16 protein-coding genes are annotated in these 20,578 nt (G+C 63.2%); 4 read left to right on the forward strand and 12 right to left on the reverse strand.

Annotated features, from left to right (window positions below):
* Positions 1-6: 6 nt before the first annotated feature.
* The 5 genes from AC1DCM_RS14065 to AC1DCM_RS14085 all read right to left on the reverse strand — a co-directional run bounded on the left by AC1DCM_RS14065 (position 7) and on the right by AC1DCM_RS14085 (position 7,008).
* Complete coding sequence (locus AC1DCM_RS14065; protein ID WP_477518704.1) at positions 7-1,245, reverse strand: FG-GAP repeat domain-containing protein; 1,239 nt, start codon at positions 1,243-1,245, stop codon at positions 7-9.
* 120 nt (positions 1,246-1,365) lie between these two features.
* Entirely contained in the window at positions 1,366-2,649 is a 1,284-nt protein-coding gene (locus AC1DCM_RS14070) for an FG-GAP repeat domain-containing protein (RefSeq protein ID WP_477518705.1), read from the reverse strand.
* Positions 2,650-2,791: 142 nt separating this feature from the next.
* Positions 2,792-4,513, reverse strand: a complete 1,722-nt coding sequence (locus AC1DCM_RS14075) for an FG-GAP-like repeat-containing protein (RefSeq protein WP_477518706.1) — start codon at positions 4,511-4,513, stop codon at positions 2,792-2,794.
* 171 nt (positions 4,514-4,684) lie between these two features.
* Positions 4,685-5,830: an FG-GAP repeat domain-containing protein gene (locus tag AC1DCM_RS14080; RefSeq protein ID WP_477518707.1), complete on the reverse strand. Its 1,146-nt coding sequence runs from the start codon at positions 5,828-5,830 to the stop codon at positions 4,685-4,687.
* 50 nt (positions 5,831-5,880) lie between these two features.
* The gene (locus AC1DCM_RS14085) at positions 5,881-7,008 is read right to left on the reverse strand and encodes an FG-GAP repeat domain-containing protein (RefSeq protein WP_477518708.1); all 1,128 of its coding nucleotides are present in this window, start codon (positions 7,006-7,008) and stop codon (positions 5,881-5,883) included.
* A gap of 282 nt (positions 7,009-7,290) precedes the next feature.
* Between AC1DCM_RS14085 and AC1DCM_RS14090 the strand changes: the two genes are divergently transcribed.
* The 3 genes from AC1DCM_RS14090 to AC1DCM_RS14100 all read left to right on the forward strand — a co-directional run bounded on the left by AC1DCM_RS14090 (position 7,291) and on the right by AC1DCM_RS14100 (position 10,034).
* Positions 7,291-7,899, forward strand: a complete 609-nt coding sequence (locus AC1DCM_RS14090) for a TetR/AcrR family transcriptional regulator (protein WP_442004505.1) — start codon at positions 7,291-7,293, stop codon at positions 7,897-7,899.
* A gap of 281 nt (positions 7,900-8,180) precedes the next feature.
* Positions 8,181-9,371, forward strand: coding sequence for an NAD(P)-dependent malic enzyme (locus AC1DCM_RS14095; RefSeq protein WP_477518709.1), 1,191 nt, complete (start codon positions 8,181-8,183; stop codon positions 9,369-9,371).
* A 159-nt stretch (positions 9,372-9,530) separates the two neighbouring features.
* Positions 9,531-10,034: a DUF456 domain-containing protein gene (locus AC1DCM_RS14100; RefSeq protein ID WP_477518710.1), complete on the forward strand. Its 504-nt coding sequence runs from the start codon at positions 9,531-9,533 to the stop codon at positions 10,032-10,034.
* A 75-nt stretch (positions 10,035-10,109) separates the two neighbouring features.
* On the opposite strand, the gene AC1DCM_RS14105 is transcribed toward AC1DCM_RS14100, so the two are convergent.
* Positions 10,110-11,057 (reverse strand): polysaccharide deacetylase family protein, encoded by a 948-nt coding sequence (locus AC1DCM_RS14105; protein ID WP_477518711.1) that lies wholly within the window; start codon positions 11,055-11,057, stop codon positions 10,110-10,112.
* Positions 11,054-12,634, reverse strand: a complete 1,581-nt coding sequence (locus AC1DCM_RS14110) for a purine-cytosine permease family protein (RefSeq protein WP_477518712.1) — start codon at positions 12,632-12,634, stop codon at positions 11,054-11,056. The genes AC1DCM_RS14105 and AC1DCM_RS14110 overlap by 4 nt, the downstream gene beginning before the upstream one ends.
* Positions 12,635-12,743: 109 nt before the next feature.
* Here AC1DCM_RS14110 and AC1DCM_RS14115 point away from each other — a divergent pair, with 109 nt between their 5' ends.
* The gene (locus AC1DCM_RS14115; protein WP_442004510.1) at positions 12,744-14,258 is read left to right on the forward strand and encodes a PucR family transcriptional regulator; all 1,515 of its coding nucleotides are present in this window, start codon (positions 12,744-12,746) and stop codon (positions 14,256-14,258) included.
* An 84-nt stretch (positions 14,259-14,342) separates the two neighbouring features.
* Here the strand turns inward: AC1DCM_RS14115 and purU are convergent, their stop codons facing one another.
* The 5 genes from purU to AC1DCM_RS14140 are packed head-to-tail and all read right to left on the reverse strand — an operon-like array spanning position 14,343 to position 20,562.
* Entirely contained in the window at positions 14,343-15,242 is a 900-nt protein-coding gene (gene purU, locus AC1DCM_RS14120) for a formyltetrahydrofolate deformylase (RefSeq protein ID WP_442018584.1), read from the reverse strand.
* 2 nt (positions 15,243-15,244) lie between these two features.
* On the reverse strand, positions 15,245-16,636 hold the full coding sequence (locus tag AC1DCM_RS14125; protein WP_477518713.1) for an L-serine ammonia-lyase: 1,392 nt from the start codon (positions 16,634-16,636) through the stop codon (positions 15,245-15,247).
* Entirely contained in the window at positions 16,636-17,280 is a 645-nt protein-coding gene (locus AC1DCM_RS14130; protein WP_477518714.1) for a sarcosine oxidase subunit gamma, read from the reverse strand. Before AC1DCM_RS14130 ends, AC1DCM_RS14125 begins: the two co-directional genes overlap by 1 nt.
* Positions 17,273-20,218, reverse strand: a complete 2,946-nt coding sequence (locus AC1DCM_RS14135; RefSeq protein ID WP_477518715.1) for a 2Fe-2S iron-sulfur cluster-binding protein — start codon at positions 20,216-20,218, stop codon at positions 17,273-17,275. Before AC1DCM_RS14135 ends, AC1DCM_RS14130 begins: the two co-directional genes overlap by 8 nt.
* A 2-nt stretch (positions 20,219-20,220) precedes the next feature.
* Positions 20,221-20,562, reverse strand: coding sequence for a sarcosine oxidase subunit delta (locus tag AC1DCM_RS14140; protein WP_477518716.1), 342 nt, complete (start codon positions 20,560-20,562; stop codon positions 20,221-20,223).
* Between the last annotated feature and the right edge of the window lie 16 nt (positions 20,563-20,578).

Consider the following 20,578-nt stretch of genomic DNA (forward strand, 5'->3'; position numbering starts at 1 on the left):
ATGCGCCTAGAAGACGGCGGTGAAGCTACCCCAGCCCCAACCGACGACGGGTGAACCCTTCCACCGATAGCCGTAGATGCCGGAGTGGCGTATGCCCGAGGTATCGCCCAGATACATTGTCAGGCGGCCGGCGTTGTCGATTCCGTAGACATCGGAGTCTCCGTCCCCGTTGAAGTCGCCGGCTACGCCGATGCGTGCCAGTGATTCCCAGCCCCACCCGATGGAGCCGGCAAAACCTCCAGGCAGGCCATATTCTTCGAACCACCCGTTTCGTTGCGTGGTTCGCACTTCCAGGTTTCCCCAGAAAGGGCGGGTGAGAACAACAAGGTCCGAAGTGCCAAGGAAATGTCCGGCACCGACGACATAGTAGCTTTCCCACCCCGGCCCGATCTTGTATGGGGAGAGCCATCCACCCCGGCCGTTCCCTGGATAGAGGAACAGATTGCCCGCGTTGTCCTTTGCCAGGATGTCGTTTGTACCGTCACCGTTGAAGTCGCCGGGCGCCACAAGGTCCTTGAATCCCTGCCATCCCTGGCCGATCTGGAAGGCCTTCTTCCACCCTCCAGAACCATTTCCTTGGTAGAGGAAGAGACGTCCCTGGGGGTCCCGGGCTATGACGTCGACTGTGCCGTCGCCGTCGAAATCACCGGGAGAGACCAACAGGTCGAAGTTGTTCCAACCCCAACCGATCACTTGGGTTGCCTGCCAATTGCCGTGCCCGTCCGTGGGGTAGAGCAACAAACGGCCGGAGGAGTCACGGGCGAAGATATCAAGTGTGCCGTCGCCATTGAATCCGCGGGCGCGCGCCGCTGCTGCAACCCGCAACGGGTTGGCCGCCTGGACCGTGAGTTGCGAGTCGGCGTCGTAGACGATGGTAACGCTCGCAGCTATTACGCGTCCCAAGTCAGCTGATGTTGCGCGATACGTTAGGCCACTTGCGCCCGGAATCTCCACTCCATCCCTGGTCCAGGAGTAAGAAACGGACGGAGCTCCTCCCTCAGGTGAAACATGGGCAAACGTCTGCGAGATGTCCACCTTTAGCAAACCGCCGACGGTTGGATCGCCGCCCAGTTGGGGTGTGCCGTTGATATATACCAAGCGGGAAGGCACTCCAAGCGCCGGTACGGAACCATGTGCAGGCAGGGCCGGAGCCACAAGAAGACCCGCCACCAGGGACGCGGTCAGGATTGACAGTAAACGGCGCAGCCGTGGCGCGACGCTGGGTGAAGGAGTACAGGGCTCCAAGGGATCCTCCAAGGGAAGGGTTGGGCGAGATCCAACCGGCGGTAGTAAGGGTCATGCAGTGCTAAAGCAGGGACCCCGCCCAATCAATCCGGTCGGGGCCCCTTCCAACGAGATAAAGCCCTAGAAGACAGCGTTGAAGCCGCCCCAGCCCCAGCCAACTACAGCGGAGCCCTTCCAGCCGCCTGAGCCGTTGCCGTAGTACATGCGCATCTGACCCGAAGTGTCGATGCCCCAGACGTCGTTGGCGCCATCGCCGTCGAAGTCGCCGGCGCCGCCGAGCTTGGTGATGGCGTTCCAGCCCTGGCCGATCACACGGCTGGTGGTCCAGCCGCCATGACCATTGCCACCGTAGAAGACGAGGTTTCCGGCGCCGTCACGGGCCAGCACATCAGGCTTGTGGTCGCCGTCGAAATCACCCGGGGAGAACAGCGAAGTCATGCCGCCCCAGCCCCAGCCAATCGTCGAAGCAGCCAGGAATCCGCCTTGGCCGTTGCCCGGGTACAGCACGAGCTCACCGGAAGACTTGCGGGCAAGGAGGTCGTTGTTGCCGTCCCCACTAAAGTCGCCTGCCGCGAAGATGGTGCTGAAGATTCCCCAACCCCAACCGATCTGTTGTCTCGGGTACCAACCGCCGTGCCAGCCGGCTGGATAGAGGAAGAGCGAGCCGGCGCTGTCACGGGCGATCACGTCATTCTCGCCGTCGTTGTTGAAGTCGCCGGCAGCGAACATCGTGTTGAAGATATTCCACCCCGAGCCGACTTCATATGCCTGCTGCCACGTGCCATTTCCACCGGTGGGGAACAAGCCGAGGCGGCCCCAGGAGTCCCGGACGAACAGGCTCATCGTGTACGAATCCCAATACTCTGCGCGGTAGAAGCCAGACGTGTGGGGACGATCGATGTCTACGGGAGTCACGTAGTTGAAGTCCAAGGCATCCAAGGCCACAGCCGCAGTTCCGGACGAGGGGAGGTTGCCGGGGTTGTGGATCAAGGAACCGTCGCGCCAGTAGCCAACTTCCTGACCAGCGGCGGTTTGAATCTGCATGTACTGGGCAAGGTATGTTCCCGGCGGTGTCCCCTGTGCAAAGAAGACGTCGAACGAGTACGTCGAATCAGCGGAGCTGTACGAGCCCTGCGTCATCGTCGTGTGGAGTTTACCCGTTGCTGTATTCCGGAACAGGACGTACACGTCGGTAATCGGACCGGATGCCTGGAAGGTAACGTGTGATGTTGCCTGCCCTCCAGTGCTGATCGCGTCTGGCGTCGTGGAGACCGCTACAGGTACCGGTGCGAACGTGTCATCGGCATGGGCTGCGGGTGCCAAACCCAGACCGCCGACCAAAATAACGCTGCCCATAAATGCGGCCAGCCAACTGCGCACGCGGCGCAGAGGAGTGCTCCCCATGTTTCCCCCAAATCAGACCGGTCGCAGATGGCCAGCGCGTGTAAGTGACTTGAGAGTACATGGAGACGCGGACAGTCTGGGAATTTGCTGGCAAAAATTCAAGCAAAAGACAAGTCAAACCCAAAACGCAACCAAAATCGGCTTAGAAAACCGCCGTGAACCCGCCCCAGCCCCAGCCAACAACGCCGGCGCCTTTCCATCCTCCGATGCCGCTGCCGTAGTACATGTTCAGTTGGCCGGCGGTGTCGATGGCCCAGACGTCGTTGAAGCCATCTCCGTTGAAATCGCCGGCCCCACCAATGCGGGACATGACGTTCCAGCCTGTGCCAATGGACCGGGCGGTTGTCCATCCGCCGTTGCCGTTGCCACCGTAGAGCCGCAGGTTTCCGGTGCTGTCGCGGCCCAGGACGTCAGGGTTGCCGTCGCCGTCGAAGTCCCCGGGCGAGAAGACCTGGCTGAGGGCGTCCCACCCTTGGCCCACGGCGCCGGGGGCTTTGAAGCCGCCCGTCCCGTTGCCTGGGTACAGCACCAAGGCGCCCAAGGGAGTGCGGGCGAGGACATCGTTGTTGCCGTCGCCGGAGAAGTCGCCTGCGGCGATGATGGAATCGAAGACGTCCCAGCCCCAGCCGATTTGCTTGCGTGGAAGCCAGCCGCCAGTCCCGTTGCCCGGGTACAGGAACAAGGCCCCGTCGTGGTCCCTGGCGATGACGTCATTGAAACCGTCTCCGTCAAAGTCGCCCGCGTTGAAGACGATATCGAACACGTCCCAACCAAAGCCGATAGTCCGGGGAGTTTGCCAGTGGCCAGCGCCGTCAGTGGGGTAGAGGAGCAGGTTCGCCGCAGCATTCCGCGCGAACAGGTCCATGGAGGCCCCGGCGTCGAAACCTGCTGTGTGCGGCTTGTTCCGAATCACGGTGCGGCCGAAAACCGTAAACGGGCGGGTGGCCGTCACTGGATTACCCGCCTGGACTACTGCCCGGAAACCAACGACGGCGCCACGATCCGCTGCCTGTAGCGTGTAAGTCTTCGTCGTCGCACCGCTGATCAACGTACCGTTGCGCACCCATTCATACCTGACGCTTACGGGCCCGCCGGCTGTCCCACTGGAAACACTGCCTTCGTTGAAGACGCCGGTGAGCTTCTCGCCCACGATCAGCTTGCCCTGGAGGGTAGGAGCGGTTGCTGTGATGGGTGACGTGGGAGTCAGTGGGAGCGAGGATGCCGACACAGCCCGGTAGCCTGCCCGCGTGGCCGTGACCCGTACTGACAGCGTCTGGTCCAGGTCTGCTTCTGCAATGCGGTAAGTGTTGAGCGTGGCTCCAGGGATCGGCTGGCCATTGCGCAGCCACTGGTAGGCGAAGCCGGTGGGCGTTTGGGTCCAAGAGCCGTTGTCCGTCGTCAACACTTGGTCGTAGCGGGCTACGCCGGTGATGGTTGGCGGCTTGGTATTTGGATTGTCCACCAGCGGGAAATTGGGATTGTTGACGGCGAAGTCGACGCCGTCCAAGGCCCCCGGCCGCTGGGTTGGTGCTTCCAGCCCCTGCGAAAGGAAGAGGATGTTGCCGTCGCGGCCGTAGCGGACAACCCCCTGGCCCACGGGGAGCAGGATGTTGACGCTGAGGAGTTTGTAGCGCCCGGTTCGCTGGAAGGCGCTCCCGTCCACGGGCACTTTGGCTTGCGCACTGTAGGGCCCGGACAGCTGGCTGGTAGGTCCGTAGAGGGTGGCCTGCTCCAAGGTGTCCTCATTGACGTAGGTGAAACCTACTTCCTTCGCGGGACCGCTCAGGGTGAAGGACAAAGAGATAACACTCCCGGGACCCACCGTGGCTGGCGAAGTACGGGTGACCACTGTGGGAAGAGGCACGTTTGGTCCCGCAGCCGTAGCGCTGGGAGGCGGGACTGCAATTGCCAGCGCAGAGCACAGGAGGATGGCTAGAAGGATGTGAAAACCCGTCCGTACTGAATGCACAAAAGCTGAATGCACAAAAGCCCCTGGCCGCACAGATGAAAAAGTCGTCATGGTATCCCCCAATCCCTAGAACAAGGCGTTAAACCCGCCCCAACCCCAGCCAATGGTTTGGGCGCCGTTCCAGCCGCCGTCGCCGTCGCCGTAGTAGGCCAGCAGCTGGCCGGATCCGTCCACTGCATAGACGTCTACATTGCCGTTACCGTCGATGTCACCGGCGGCGCCAATAGCCGCCATGCCGTTCCAACCTTGCCCGATCACGGCCATGCCTGCCCAGCCGCCAGCTCCGTTGCCCTTGTACAGGCGCAGGGCACCTGAGGTGTCGCGAGCCAGGATGTCCACGTTGTGGTCGCCGTCAAAGTCGCCGGGCGTGACGATCTTGTTGACCACGTTCCAGCCGCTGCCAACAAGAGATCGGCTGAGCCAGCCGCCGTCGCCGTTTCCGGGGTAGAGGTAGAGCAGGCCGCCGGAGTCGCGGGCGAGGATGTCGTTGTTGCCGTCCCCATTGAAGTCGCCAGGGGAGACTATCGAGTTAAAGCCATTCCATCCCGAGCCTATTTGGCGGCCTGCGGAGAACCGGCCATCTCCGGTTCCTGCGTAGAGGAAGAGGTTCCCGGCCGAGTCCTTGGCGAGAATGTCGTTGTTGCCGTCCCCAGTGAAGTCGCCGGGGGAGAGGACGGTCCCGAAACCATTCCAGCCCGGACCCACGGTTCGGGCGGATTCCCAGGCGCCGCCAACGCGGGGATACAGCATGAGGGTGCCGTCTGCGCGGCGGGCAAGCAATTCGAAGGTGCCACGCCCGGTAAAGCCGTTGGCCCGGTTGGAGGCGGAGATCTCTACAGTCTCGGCGCTGCCAACTTCCATGGGGTCACAAGGATAGTTCGAGGCGACGTAAGCGGCGATGGTCTTGCCGCGGTCCTCTTCGGTGAGCCTGTAGTTCCACCACTCCGTGTGGTCGTCAGCGTGCTCGCCGTCACGGGTCCAGTAGATGTGGTAGTCGGGGCCAGCGGCCTGGCCGCAGCCCCGGTAGGAAGCAGGATCGATCTCCACGCTGAGCGTGGAGCCAACAAACGGCGCACCGTGAACCACGGGATCTGTGGGGTCCATGGTTGCCATGGCAGGTGCCGGGGCGAAAGCGACGGCGGCAATAAGCGCGGCCGCAATCCCGGCTACCGCTCGGCGCACGCCTGATGCACGGCATGATAGAGCGTTCATTGTGTCCTCCCCAGACTTATGCGCCTAATCTTACCGCGGCTGGGACTCCGCTAGAAGATTGCTGTGAAACCGCCCCAGCCATTGCCGACGACCTGGGATGTGCGCCATCCCGTCCGACCATCGCTGTAATAGATCACCAGGCGGCCCTGCTGGTCCACGCCGTAAACGTCCGGGAAGCCATCATTGTCGAAATCACCGGCAGCACCAGCGGCTTTGAGGACATTCCAGCCGACGCCGACCAGCCACGACCGCGTCCAGCCGCCCGCCCCGTTCCCGCCGTAGAAGTACAGGTAGCCGTTGCGGTCACGCGCCAACACGTCCACCTTGCCATCGCCGTTGAAATCGCCGGGCGTCAGCAGGGTGTCCATCACTTGCCAGCCCTGCCCGACGGCGGTCCTCGCCAGCCAGCCTCCGGAACCATTGCCCGGGTACAAATAGAGGGCGCCGCCGGGTTCCCTGGCCAGGATGTCGTTGTTGCCGTCCCCATTGAAGTCGCCGGGACTGACGATTGAGTCGAAAATGTTCCAGCCCTTGCCGATGGTCTGGGCCGGCTTCCAACCCCCGGTTCCGTCACCGGCATAGAGATAAAGAGTGCCTGCTGAATCCCGTGCGATCACGTCGCCCTTGCCGTCACCGTTGAAGTCTCCGGGGGAAAGGACAAGGTTGAAGACGTTCCACCCCCAGCCCACGGTGCGGGCGGCATCCCACGCGGCGCCCGTCCTCCCGTACAGCATCAACGAGCCGTCGCTTCCACGCGTCAGGAGTTCGAAGCTGCGGCCCGTGAATCCGTTGGCCCGGTTGGGTGCAGCGACGGGTCCGGTCTCGTCGCTGTGGAGGGTTTCGCCTCCGCAGGCGGTTTTGCTGGCGGTCAGGTGCACGGCCATCCGCGCGCCCGTGTCATCCTGCTGCAGGAGGTAGCTGCGCCCGGTTTCGCCCGCCACAAGGAAGCCGTCCCTTGTCCAGTAAACGGTGAAGTCCGGGCCCTTTCCGCCGCCGCAGCCATAGAAGGTGTACGGGCCGATTTCCGTTGTTAGCGTCTTTCCAACAAACGCATCGCCGATGACTACGGGGTCCGGTCCGTTGCTGGATGCGCCCGACGCCGGCAGGGGGCTCAGTGCCACCGCCGCCACAGCGGCGGTCAGCAGCGCTGCTGCCATCCGACGTCGAAAATTCCCCATAGTGGTCTTCCTCCCGCGCGTGCCAACCCAACTGAGTCGCCGTTGATGCCGTTTTGAGCGCCCAGAACGAGCTGATCTGCGACTCAGTTGTTTGTCCGTAATCTTCCTGCAGTGTATGTGTGGCACCCGCCCTTTCCCGGGAGCGGCATGGGATGCGTTCAAAGCGGGGCGCTCTCAGGAAACGGTCATTTTGCTCACGTATCATTGATGCGATCGGCCTGCCGCGGGTCTTGTGACCCAAGCCGGCCGTTTCCTTGCCAGCCTGCCAAGAGATCGCCGGAAATGCCCGAACCGTTTTCCCTGGAACCGTACTCCCTTGATCTGACGACGGGGTTGCCCCGTATGGCTGCCGCACCGACCACGCCGCGGCAGCAGCTGCGCTATGCCCGCATCCTGAAGACAGCGGCGGGCTTTGCCCAACGTCAGTTCGACACCTTGAGTTTGTCGGACGTTGCCGCCAAAGCGGACGTCCCGCTGGGCACGCTTTACCGCTACTTCCCCTCCACAGCGCACCTGATGTTGGCCGTCTACCGGCAGCAGTTGCGCGAGCTTCGCGACGGCGTGCGCCAGAGGAAGGGCAAGGGCCATGCTTTGTCAGGTCTGATGATGGAGATCTTCCACCTGAGGGTCATGCAGCCCGGCGTGGAGCACTGCCTCATCCGGCCTGCCGGGAAAGATAGCGATACCGCCCAGCTGCTGCGCGAGATTGATCTCTTGTCCGAAGAAGTTGTGGGTTCCTTGAGTAAAGAGCCCGGAAATGACGCCCCGAAGGCCAGGATTCTGTTGCATCTGGTCAGTGGTCTGGTCCAGGCCGTCCGGTGTCGTCGCTTGTCGCTCTTTGAAGCCGAAAAAGACCTCAAGAAGGCGTGCAGCCTGCTGACCGGAGAATGACGATATAGGTCTTCCGGTCTAGACCACCGGCTCTTAAGAATGCGTTTTTTCGCGTGAGCTGGATCACTTTTGAATCTGCCCAAACGTTTTACTCTCGAATCGTCTCTCTTGGTATTGAATCTTGTACCCTCCATGCTTCCCTACGCTGGAAGTACCGAAGCGGCTAGCAGCCCATACCTGCAGATGCACCTTCCGGGCCAGCCACCCTTGGTCCGAACCAGCAGTTCTGTTCCTGCCCGAATCATGCCGTGGGTCCACGGCTAGCCTGAGGAGACAAAGACGTGTCCATTGAGACAATCGCTACTGACAATGACGCCTTGGTACTGAGCGAAGAAGAGATCTTCGCAGCACACGAGGGCGGCAAGCTCACGATTTCCAGCACCGTTCCCCTGAACAACAAGCGTGACCTTTCCATCGCGTACACCCCGGGCGTCGCCCAGGTCAGCCGCGCGATCCACGCCAACCCCGAGCTCGCCCGCACCCACACCTGGGCTGAGCGCCTGGTTGTTGTTGTCAGCGACGGCACCGCCGTACTGGGCCTGGGCAACATCGGCCCCAGCGCTTCCCTCCCGGTCATGGAAGGAAAGTCTGCCCTCTTCAAGTCCTTCGGCGACCTCGACTCCATCCCGCTGGTTCTCAACACCACCAACGTGGACGAGATCATCGAGACCTTGGTCCGCCTCCGCCCGAGCTTCGGTGCAGTGAACCTTGAGGACATCTCCGCTCCACGTTGCTTCGAACTCGAAGAGCGCCTCATCGAAGCACTCGACTGCCCCGTCATGCACGACGACCAGCACGGCACCGCCGTCGTGGTTCTCGCTGCCCTGACCAACGCTGCCAAGGTGACCAAGCGCGAACTTTCGGGGCTCAAAGTCGTTGTCTCCGGCGCAGGTGCCGCCGGTATTGCGATTGCCGAGATTCTTCTGGCTGTTGGCATCAAGGACGTCATCCTGCTCGACTCCAAGGGCGTAGTCAACGCTGAGCGTGCCGATCTTGTGGCCGATCCCGGCAGCGTCAAGGCCCGCATGACTCAGCGCACCAACCCCCGCGGCATCACAGGTGGTCCGGGCGAGGGCCTGACCGGAGCCGATGTGTTCGTAGGCGTTTCCTCCTCCAAGCTGGATGAAGAACACCTGAAGCTCATGAACGATCAGTCGATCGTGTTCGCCCTGTCCAACCCGGACCCTGAAGTTCTCCCCGAGGTTGCCCAGAAGTACGCGGCCGTAGTTGCCACGGGCCGCAGCGACTTCCCGAACCAGATCAACAACGTGCTGGCCTTCCCAGGCATCTTCCGTGGCGCACTGGACGCCAAGGCCCGCCGCATCACGCCCGCAATGAAGATCGCCGCTGCACGCGCAATCGCTGAGCTGGCCGAGGAAGACCTCTCCGCTGACTACATCGTGCCGAGCCCGCTGGACGCCCGAGTGGCACCGGCAGTCACCGCGGCTGTTGCCGCAGCAGTGACCGAATAGCGGTTACGACTAACCAACCGACGACGGCGACGCCTCCCATGCTGGGGAGCGTCGCCGTCGTTGTTCGTTAAGGAGCAACGCGGGGTCACTTGTGGCCCATGTTGGCCTCCCAAAGGGGCCAGAAGTGACCCCGGGTTGCTGGCCCATAGACTTGGGGCCATGAATGCCGAACTCGTCGTGACTATCCTGTGCGGCCTGGCCATTGCGGTTGGGGTTGCCGGGACCATCATCCCTGTCCTTCCGGGAAGCATCCTCATTGGTGCGAGCCTCCTCGCGTGGGCAATTTGGGGCGGCGCCGGAACGCTCGGCTGGGTGATCTTCGCCATCGGCGTGGTGTTCGTAGTGGCCGGAATGGCTGCCAGTGCTGTGCTCACAGGGCGAAAGCTGAAACAGCACGGGATTCCCAACAGGTCCGTTGTGATTGGGATAGTTCTCGGCGTGGTGGGAATGTTCGTGATTCCGGTGGTCGGACTCGTGGTGGGGTTCGCCGTCGGGCTCCTGCTGAGCGAGGTCCAGCGGACCCGTGACTTCCGCACCGCTGTCCGTACGAGCGGCGCCGCGCTCAAGGCGACCGGCATCGGGATTCTCGTGGAGTTCGGTCTTGCTTGTGCCGCCGCGAGCACCTGGATCATTGGGGTTTGGATCAACGCCGTAAGCGCTTAAGGACCTCCGCCGAGATGGCAGCAGACCCCCATGTGCAGCCAGAACATGGGGGCGTGCTGCCATCTCGGCGAAGTGTTAGCTGAGGGTGGGTACCCGTACCTGGGCCGGGCGGAAGGAAGCACCGGCTCCTGGGAACAAGGGGACGTCGATCCGGGCGTGGGTGTGGATTTCCTGAACCGTATCCTTCGTGTGCTGTGCGATCTCGGCAAGAGTGGTGACCCACATGCCCTCAAGTCCCTTGACCCGTTCGATCAGCTGCTCCAAGGCGACGGCCCTGGACGGCCGACCGGAGATGAACGGGTGGTTGGTCAGGACGAAGCAGCTGCCCTGGGCATGGTGCGCCTGGGCGTCAAGAGTCCACATTTCCAAGGCCTTGGCCGGGCTTTCGATGACGCCGCTGCCCGTGATGCCGGGGTAGAACGCGTACTGCTCCCAGTCATCCAAGGCCCAGTCAACGGGAATCTCCACGATGTCCCGGGGGTCGTCCTCGGCCACTGACATACGGTAGGGGGCATCGCCGTCGAGCAGGCTTGAGTCGTAAAGGAAGCCTCGGTCCGCGAGCAGCGCGGGCGACTGCCAGTTCAACTCCCACCACGGAGCCCGGTAGCCCACTGGCCGAACACCGGCAACGTTGGCCAGTGCTTCCAAACCCCGGTCCAGGTAACTGGCCTCGGTTGCGGCGTCGATGGCCTGCATTGGCTCGTGAAGGTAGCCATGGTGGGCTATTTCGTGCCCACCGTCAGCGATCCTGCGCACTACATCCGGGTAGCTCTCCGCAGTAAATCCAGGGATGAAGAACGTTCCCTTGATGTCCTGGCGATCCAGGATCTGCAGGAGCCGCGGGACGGCGATTTTGGGACCATACGACTGGTGGCTCATGAGGGACATGCGCCGGGTGCTGGAGGGATCGTGGGCGATGGTGCAGGACTCGGCGTCGACGTCGAAGGTGAAGGACGCTGCGGCTTTGAAGCCCTCTGGCCAGGTGATCGGGTGGAGGGAGTCCGCGAAGGCGGGCTGGCTCATGCTGTGGTCCTTTCGGAAGCTACGGGAACTGCCGGAGCGCCCGGGGCAGCTTGAGTGACGGAGACGTGATTCGAATCAGCAAGGACAAACTTTCGGTGTGCCCGCGGCCCGAGGATTGCGTAGGCTGCGGCGCTGGTAAGTCCGCCGGCCAGCCATGAGAGATCCCAGCCGCCAAGTGCCACCGCGATGGGGCCTTGCATCACTGGTATCAGCCCGTACATGAACAGCCAGGTGCAGAAGATGCCAACCAGCAGGGAGACGATACCGGCCCAGTTGATCACAGGGAGGCGCTTGGTGCCGACCCCGTCGAAGAGCCGTTCAACCTTTCCGGGCCAGCGCTTCTCCAGCCAGAAGTAGTGCACCAACATGACGCCGCCCCATGCAGCTACCCACGCAACGAGGCCGATCAGCCAGGCGTCGAGCACCGAGGCGAAGTCCTCCTGGAAGATGAAGAACACCACGGCGAGCAGCGAGAAGACGCCGACGAACAGGTTGAGCTTGCGACGATTGATATTGATGTCCAGGGCCTGTGTGGCCACTGAGAAGGTGTAGATGTTCAGGATGTTGGTGGCAATGGGGCCGTGCAACACCATGAGGAGGACAGGAAGGGCAAGGACTCCGAAGTTCTGAACGATCAGTTTGCCGGGGTCGATCTCGCCGCTGTTGGTCGCAAGGCTCGCGCCGAGGACGCCGAGCCAAACCACGGGAATGAACTGGCCAAGGACCGAAGCCAGGTAGACCTTGCGCTTGGGAACGGAGGTGCTGACGAAGCGCGAGTAGTCCGCGGCGTACGTGAACCAGGTGATGCCCCAGCCGATGCCAATGGCGGTCATTACGGCGCTCATTGCAGCGATCCGCTCGGATCCCTCAAGGATGTGGCCAGCTGGACCGGCGTAACCCCAATCGATCTTCATGCCGATCCATGCAACGGCGGACATGACGGCCAGGATGATGATGGTGGGCGGAACAGTCCACTTTTCGAAAGCAGCGATCGCCTTGTAGCCGAACCAGGCAATGGCAACCTGGGCGGCCATGATGACGGTGGCGACGCCGATCTTCCAGACGTAGTTCTTTGCGGTGGGATCCACCCAGCCCAGCGTTCCGAAGAGAGCCATGACAAGGTCCAGAATGATCCACGTATTGACCGCGCACCACCCGATGACCAGGAGTGCCTGGATTGCGGCGGGGAGGTAGTTGCCGCGCCGGCCGAAGGCGGCCCGGGCCAGGACCATGCCTGTGGCGCCGGTCTTTTGGCCAAGGAGGACGAAGCAGCCAAACAGCAGCATGCCGATCAGGTTGCCCAGGACGAGGACAAAGACGGTGTCGGCAAAGCCGAGGCCGAGGTGGATTCCGAGTGCGCCCAGCACCCAGTTGATGGGAGCGAGGTTGGCGCCGGCCCAGATCCAGAACTGGCCTGAGACCTTGCGCGTACGGTCTGACTCGGGGATGGGCTGCAGCCAGGCTTCGCTGTCATGGGCCGGCGCCGTTGCCGGACCTGACTGCGCTGAGCCTGGCCGCGCTGAAGCAGGCTGCTGTGACGCAGGCTGCGATGACGCAGGGGAGAGGTTGTCTTGCATGAGGGAGATCCTCCGTGTGTGAAAGGGACTCCTTCAGCGTATGTGCCACACATCACAGCAACAAGATACGATGTGTCTAAAGAAACTGTATTCCACCTTACGGAGTGTCATGTCAATCCTTCTGGGCCAAGCCTTGGAACGTGAAAGCCTCAAAGCCGCCGAGCCCCGTCTCCTTAACTCAGTGGCGGATGCCCTGACCCGGCCCGTCCGTTGGGTGCACTCCAGCGAGGTTTTGGACATCGCTCCGCTCCTCAGCGGTGGCGAACTGCTCCTCAGCGGCGGCCAGGCGCTTGCCCTTGAGAGCGCCGAACGGCAAGCCCAATACGTCCGGGCGCTAGCGGCCCGTGGCATAGCTGCACTGGCACTCGAAACCGGATCGACACTGCCCGAAGTTCCCGGTCCCATGCTGGAGGCTGCCGAAGCCGCAGGCCTGCCCGTTATTGAATTGCGTCACGTTGTTCCTTTCGTTGCCGTCATGCAGGAGATCAACTCGCTCCTGGTCAGCGAGTCCGTCGAACAGCTTCAACGCGGCGATCAAACCAGCCACGCGATGGCCGCCGAACTCGCCCATGGCGGCGGACTTGACCAACTTCTGGCTGTTTTGGCAGAAAGGACAGGTTCCAGCGCGCGGTTGGTATCGCCGTCGGGCCTCACCCTGGGTTCCGCGGCGAGCTCGGCAGCAGGGTCTGCAGCGGGTCCAGCGGCCGGCTCGGATTCGCTGGCGGAGGACAGTGGGCTCATCACGGTTGATGTGCCGGTGCGTGGCGTCCTCGCCGCCCGCTTGGAGCTGCACGTGCCCGACGACGGCGATAGTGGCCTCGCGCGCGTGGCGGGAGAGCGGTCCGTGGACATCCTTGGCCTGGCCCTGTTGCAGCGGATGCCGCCAGGATTGAAGGAGTTGGCGGGCATTGAACTGATGCGTGCCATCAATTCCGGGAGCCAATCGTGGCAGCTCCAGCAGCTTGGGCCGGCGTCGGGCTTTCCCGTGAACGGCCAGGTTGCTGCGCTGGTGATCCGCTCCACCGGTGCAGGGCATCTTCGCTCGGCCCTTGATGCACTGCTGCGTATACACGTGCCGCACAGTGCCAGCTATGCGGATAATGCGGAGCTGATCGCGCTCGCTTCCCTTGGGGATGGCGCAGCAACCCGGGCAGCCCTGATGGATGCTCTCCGGGCCTTGGAGACGCCAGCCGGATCTGCGATAGCGCTTGGCCCCGTGGGCAAGGGGATCGATGAGGCTCCCTGGTCGCTGGCCGAGGCGCGACGGACGCTGGACCTGGATTTAGTGGGTGGTGGAGTGGTGGATGCTGAAGCCTTCGCCGTGGAACGCCTCGCTGAGGAACATCTCGACCCAGCCACCCGGGAAGGGTTCGTGCAGCGGCAGTTGGGTGCCGTCGTCGAGCATGACCGGCTGCGGCGATCCCAGCTTCTGCGGACGCTGACCGTCTGGCTGGACACTGGCTGCAACACAGCCCAGGCTGCGCGCGAACTGCACCTGGAACGGCAGTCCATGCACCACCGGCTGCAGCGGATCTTCGAGCTGTGCGGGGGAGACCCAAGGGGAACGGGCAGGCTCGCCGCCCTGCATTTGGCGGCGCGGCTGGCCCGTTTGCAGCTCCTTTAAACGCCAATTCGATGGTTCCCTGCACACACCGCCGTTCGCAACAGCGTCTGTGCAGGGAACCATCGAAATGGGGCGCGCAAGGCCTTACTTCAGCACAATCGTCCTGTTCCCATTCAGGATGATCCGCCCCTCGCAGTGCCAACGAACGGCGTTGCTGAGGGCCTTGCACTCCGTGTCCCGACCGGCGGCTACGAGATCGTCCGGTCCGAACGTGTGATCCACCTCAACCACCTGCTGGGAGATGATCGGGCCCTCGTCCAGCTCGCCGTTGACGTAGTGGGCGGTGGCACCCACGGTCTTCACTCCGCGGGCGTAGGCCTGGTGGTACGGCTTGGCACCCTTGAAGCTCGGCAGGAATGAGTGGTGGATGTTGATGGCGCGCCCGTCGAGCTTGCGGGCGAGATCGTCGCTGAGCACCTGCATGTACCGGGCCAGCACAATGAGTTCCACGTCCAGTTCGTCGATGATGTCCAGCAAACGTGCTTCCGCCGCAGGCTTGGTGGCAGCCGTAACGGGGACGTGGAAGAAGGGAATCCCGTGCCACTCAGCCAAGCCCTGGTGATCGGTGTGGTTGGACACGACGCCCACCACATCGATCGGAAGCTCACCGATCCGCGCACGGAACAGCAGGTCGTTCAGGCAGTGCCCAAACTTCGACACCATGATCAACACGCGACGCTTGGACCCTTGGCGTTCCAGCTGCCAGTTCATCGCGTACTTCTCGCCCACAGGGGAAAACGCAGCACGCAATGCATCCACAGTGGTCTCGTCACCGGAGGACGCGAAGTGAACCCGCATGAAGAAGTGGCCCTCGGCGCGGTCACCGTACTGCTTGTTGTCGATGATGTCGCAGCCATGCTCCAGCAGGAAGCCGGACACAGCGTGCACGATTCCGGGACCTTCAGGGCAGTCCAAGGTAAGGACGTGCTCCACGGTGGTCCCGGTGGAGGAATCGGTAGAAGATTCGGTTTGGATGGCAGTCATGGCTAGCACTCCACTACGTTGACGGCGAGTCCTCCGCGGGAGGTCTCCTTGTATTTGGATTTCATGTCGGCGCCTGTTTCGCGCATGGTCTTGATGGCCTTGTCCAGGGACACTTTGTGGCTGCCATCTCCGTGCAGGGCAAGGCGGGCAGCGTTGATCGCCTTGACGCTGGCGATGGCATTGCGTTCGATGCACGGGATCTGCACCAGTCCGCCCACGGGATCGCAGGTGAGGCCCAGGTTGTGCTCGATGCCCACCTCGGCGGCGTTCTCCACCTGCTCCGGCGTTCCGCCCAGGACTTCGCAAAGGCCTGCAGCGGCCATGGAGCAAGCGGAACCCACCTCGCCCTGGCAGCCCACTTCGGCACCTGAAATGGAGGCGTTGATCTTGAAGAGAATCCCGACGGCGGCCGCCGCGAGCAGGAACCGCACGACGCCGTCGTCGTTGGCTCCTGGAACAAACTTTGTGTAATAGTGCAGCACTGCAGGGACAATTCCCGCGGCACCATTGGTCGGTGCAGTGACGATCCTGCCGCCAGCCGCGTTCTCCTCGTTGACCGCCAACGCGAACAGGTTCACCCATTCCATGGCGAGGAGCGGGTCCGCCGAGCTGGCCCCGTTCAGGTCCGCGTCCGTTTCGGAAAGCTTCTTAAACAACGACGGCGCCCGTCGCCTGACTTTCAAACCTCCGGGGAGGATTCCCTCGGCCGAACAGCCGTTGTCCACGCATTCACGCATGACAGCCCAGATGCCCAGAAGGCGCTCCCGGAGCTCCTCCTCGGACCGCCAGACGAGTTCGTTGGCCAACATGACATCGGAAATTGACATGCCCTCGCGTGAGCAAATGGCAAGCAACTCGTCGGCAGTGGTGAACGGGTAGGGGAGGACGGTGTCATCGGCTACTACATTGTCCGTGCCTGTGGCGTCCCCATCCACCACAAAGCCGCCACCGATCGAGTAGTAGCTGCGCTCACGCAGTACTGCGCCGGTGTGGTCAAGGGCCCGGAACGTCATGCCGTTGGGGTGTGCCGGAAGGGACTTGCGGCGGTGGAGGACCACGTCCTCGTCCCAATTGAAGTCCACCCGGTGATCGCCGCCCAAGCGCAGTTCGGCGTCGAGGGCTGCTGCTGCCACTTGGTCGTCAGCGGTTTTGGTGTCGACGGTTTCGGGTGAGTGGCCCTGCAGCCCCAGCACCACGGCTTTGTCGGAGCCGTGGCCCCGCCCGGTGGCGCCCAGCGAGCCGAAGAGCTCAGCCTGGACGCGCACCGTGGCCGGAAGCTGGCCGGACGATTCAAGACCGTCCGTGAACTGCTTTGCCGCCCGCATCGGGCCGACCGTGTGTGAAGACGACGGCCCGATGCCAACAGAAAACAGATCAAGCACACTCAGTGCCATTAGGGGACCTCGGGGGAGGCGTACTCCCGCATGGCGTCGAGGAGCCAGCGTCCCAGGAAATCGGCAAACGAGGCCCGGGGAAAGATCCGGTAGTTCTCGTCCGAGGTCTTCCACAGCATCACGGGGATGTGTGCGAGCTCCGTTGAGACAGCTGTGCCGGCCTTGAAGACGCGGGGGTGAAGGTCCAACGAGCACGTCTTTTCGAGCACAGCGCGGGCGTGGCTGCCGGAGAGCTCGAACGTGGTGCGGTTGGCGGACAAGTCCACCACCTGACCTTCATCGCTGCCCAGTGCCGTGGTCAGGTCACTGACCAAGGAGCCGCCCAGCGAGTCGTGGGACTCCTCCGGAGCGACCACCAGGAACTCGGTAGGGCCAAGCCAGAGTGCGTTGACTGCTCCAGAGCCCGTCACTTCACCGCAAGCGGCCGGCAAGCCGCCGGTGATGGACGCAACGCGGGTTCCGGCGTCGGACGTTCGCTCAACCCGGATACCCACCATGGCCTGGTACGGGATTTCCTTGAGCGTCACCGTGCCCGGCACTGAGCCGGAGGTGAAGGCGTCAGCCAGGTGCTCGGCCGGGCTGCGGCGGGCACCCCGTACGCGGTCGACGTGTGCGGTTTCTGCTGGTGTTGCTGTTTCAGCCATCTTTGCGGGTCCCTTCAGCATCGAAAAGTACGGTTTCGCCGACAACCACGTCCACCAATTGGTCTCCCACCGAGGCCACGAGGGTCTCGCCGATGCGGTTGCGGCCGTTTTGGATCAGGGCCAGGCCGAAGGAACGGCCCAATGCGGCACTGTGGTAGCTCGAGGTTACGAAGCCTTCCATGGGGACGGGTCCGTACGCCGGGTTGACGGGGATGCCCTTCTCCACAAGCTGCGTGCCTTCCGGCAGCCTCAGCGAGTGATCCACGGGAAGGACGCTCACCAGGTGCTTGCGGTCCTCGCGGCTTGCGTCCTTGCGGAGGTAGGAGCGCTTGCCGATGAAGTCCTTGGCCTTGGAAACAATCCAGTCCATGCCGGCGTCCTGCGGGGTGACCGTGCCATCGGTGTCCTGCCCGACGATCGGGTAACCCTTCTCAGCGCGAAGGACGTGCATTGTTTCGGTGCCGTAAGGGGTGATGTTGAACTCGGCACCTGCGGCAGCAACGGCTTCCCAGGTGTTGAGCCCGTACCACGACGGGATGTTGATTTCGTAGGCCAGTTCGCCGGAGAAGGAGATACGGCAAACGCGTGCCTGCACTCCGGAGGCCAGGGTGGTCTCGCGGAACGTCATGAACGGGAAGGCTTCTGCGTCCAGGCCACCGTTTTCGGCGAGCTGGGGAGCAACCTTCGCGATCACTGCACGCGACTTGGGACCGACGACGGCGATGGTGCTCCACTGCTCCGTCACGGAAGTGCAGACTACATCGAGTTCCGGCCACTCCGTCTGGTGCCACTCTTCCAACCAGTCCAGCACCTTGGCAGCGCCGCCGGTGGTGGTGGTCATGAAGAAGCGGTCGTCGTCCAGGCGGAGGGTCACGCCGTCGTCGAAGATCATGCCGTCCGGGGTGCACATGACGCCGTAGCGGGCGGATCCCAGTGCGAGCTTCTTGAACGCGTTGGTGTACACGCGGTTCAGGAATTCGCCGGCGTCCTTGCCACGGATCTCGATCTTGCCGAGCGTGGTTGCGTCCATGAAGCCCACGGAATCGCGGACCGCTGCGCACTCACGCAGGACTGCCGTGTCCATGTCCTCGCCGGACTGCGGGTAGTACCAAGGGCGCTTCCACTGTCCAACGTCTTCGAACAGAGCACCCTGGGCAACGTGCCACGGGTGGATGGAGGTCACTCGGGCGGGATCGAACAGCTCACCGCGCTGGCGACCAGCCAAAGCGGCGAATGCGACCGGGGTGAACGGTGCGCGGTAGGCGGTGGTGCCGATCTCGCCGACGCCCGGAACGCTTTCCGCGCCGCCGAACTTCAGCGCGGCGGCGATGACGCCGATCGCGTTGACGCCGGAGGTCTTGCCTTGATCGTTGGCGGTGCTGATGGAGGTGTACCGCTTGACGTGTTCCACCGAGCGCATGCCGGCCCCGGTGGAGCGGAGGACGTCAGCCACGGACTGGTCGCGCTGGAAGTCGACGAAGTGGTGGTGCCACTCGCCCGGCTCACCGGTCTGACCGGGGACAAGCCACAGCTGGCGGGTCGGGGCGCTCGCGATGGGTGCCTGCAGGTCCACCGGGGTGGTTGCGGACTCAAAGCCAGCAGCGATGGATGCTGCCGCTCCGGCCGAGATGCCCTCTGCCAGGCAGTCCTGGAGTTCGTAGCTGCCGCGGCCTGCGCCAACAACCTGCTGGTCCCTTACGGTTGACGCCGGAATGAAGGCAGCCAGCTCGTCATCCCAACGCAGTTTGCCCTGGCGCTGGCTGTGGAGGTGCACCACAGGGCTCCAGCCACCGGAAACAGCAAGCAGATCGGCGGCGATGTGCTCGACGCCCGAGGTGAGTTCGCCGTCGTCGTTAATACTGCGGACGGTGACGCCGCTAAGGCGGCCCTCGTCATCGGCGCTCGTGTCGGCAACCGCGCTGCCAATGAGGACCCGGATACCGGACTCGACGGCGGCAGCGGCCTTCGCGCTGATCTGCGGACGGGCATCGACGACGGCGGCAATCGCCACGCCTGCTGCCTTCAGGTCCGCGGCGAGCAGGTAAGCGGAGTCGTTGGTGGTGCTGATGACGACGCGTGATCCGGCGGCGACCGCGTAGCGGTTGAGGTACGTGCGGACAGCCGAGGCGAGCATGATGCCCGGGCGGTCGTTGTTCTCAAAGACCAACGGACGCTCGTGGGCACCCGGTGCCAGGACAACCTGCTGTGCGCGGATGTGCCAGATACGCTGGCGCGAAACGCCAGGAGCGGCGGGAACGGTCAGGTGATCCGTGCGGTTCTGGGCTGCGATGAAGTAGTTGGAATCGTAGGAACCGAAGGCGGTGGTGCGGTTCAGCACGGTGCATTCTTCGGCGGAGACCAACTCGGCTTCAACGTCTGCAACCCATTCCAGGGCAGGCTTGCCCTCGATGGTTTCCTGCAGGCCTTCGGCCGTGGAGCCGGAGAGGAGCGAACCGCCCAGTTCCGGCTGGTCGTCGATCAGGATGACGCGGGCGCCGGTGCGGACTGCTTCGCGGGCAGCTGCCAGGCCGGCAACACCGCCACCGACCACCAGGACGTCCGTGTGGACGTACTTCTTGTCGTACTCAGCCTTGTCCTCGGCAGGGTCAAGCTTGCCCAAACCGGAGAGCAGTTCGACGTTCATTCCGTCCACGAGTGAAACGGCAGTGGCGGGGAGCATGGATTCGGCGACATGGCCCGGGAAGCGGGCGGCAATCTTGACCAAGGCGTTGGACTCTTCCACACCGGCTGCCATGATGCCGCGGTGGCGGTCCTCGTAAAGGGAGTTGCCTGCGTTGATGTGGCCGTTAGCCAGCAGAGCCGAGGCGATGGTGTCGCCGGGGTGGCCGGTGAATTCCTGGCCGTCCACGGTGAAGCGCCAAGCGATGCTGCGGTCAATGCGTCCGCCGGTGGCGAGGCGTGCGTTCTTGCTGGTCACTTCTAGACTCCTTCCGAGGAGGTGGGGGCTGTGGCGCCTGTTGTTGCGGCGCCGGGAGCGAGGCCTGGTTGAGTATCCGGGCGCGGCTGGCCCATCGCGTAGATGGACTGGATGTCGTAGGTCACGGTGTCCCGCAGCATGTTGAACCACTGGCGGCAACCCGTGCTGTGGACCCAGCGTTCAGCGAAAGAACCCTTGGTGTTCTCGCGGTAGAACAAGTATTCAGCCCACTCGCGGTCCGTGAGGTCGTTCGGGTTCTCCGGGTAGGCAACGTGTGCCTGGCCGCCGTAGTGGAATTCTGTTTCGTCGCGTGGCCCGCAGTTGGGGCATGAAATGAGTAGCATGTCTTTCCCGTCCTTC

This window comes from Paenarthrobacter sp. 10N417, assembly GCF_056394745.1.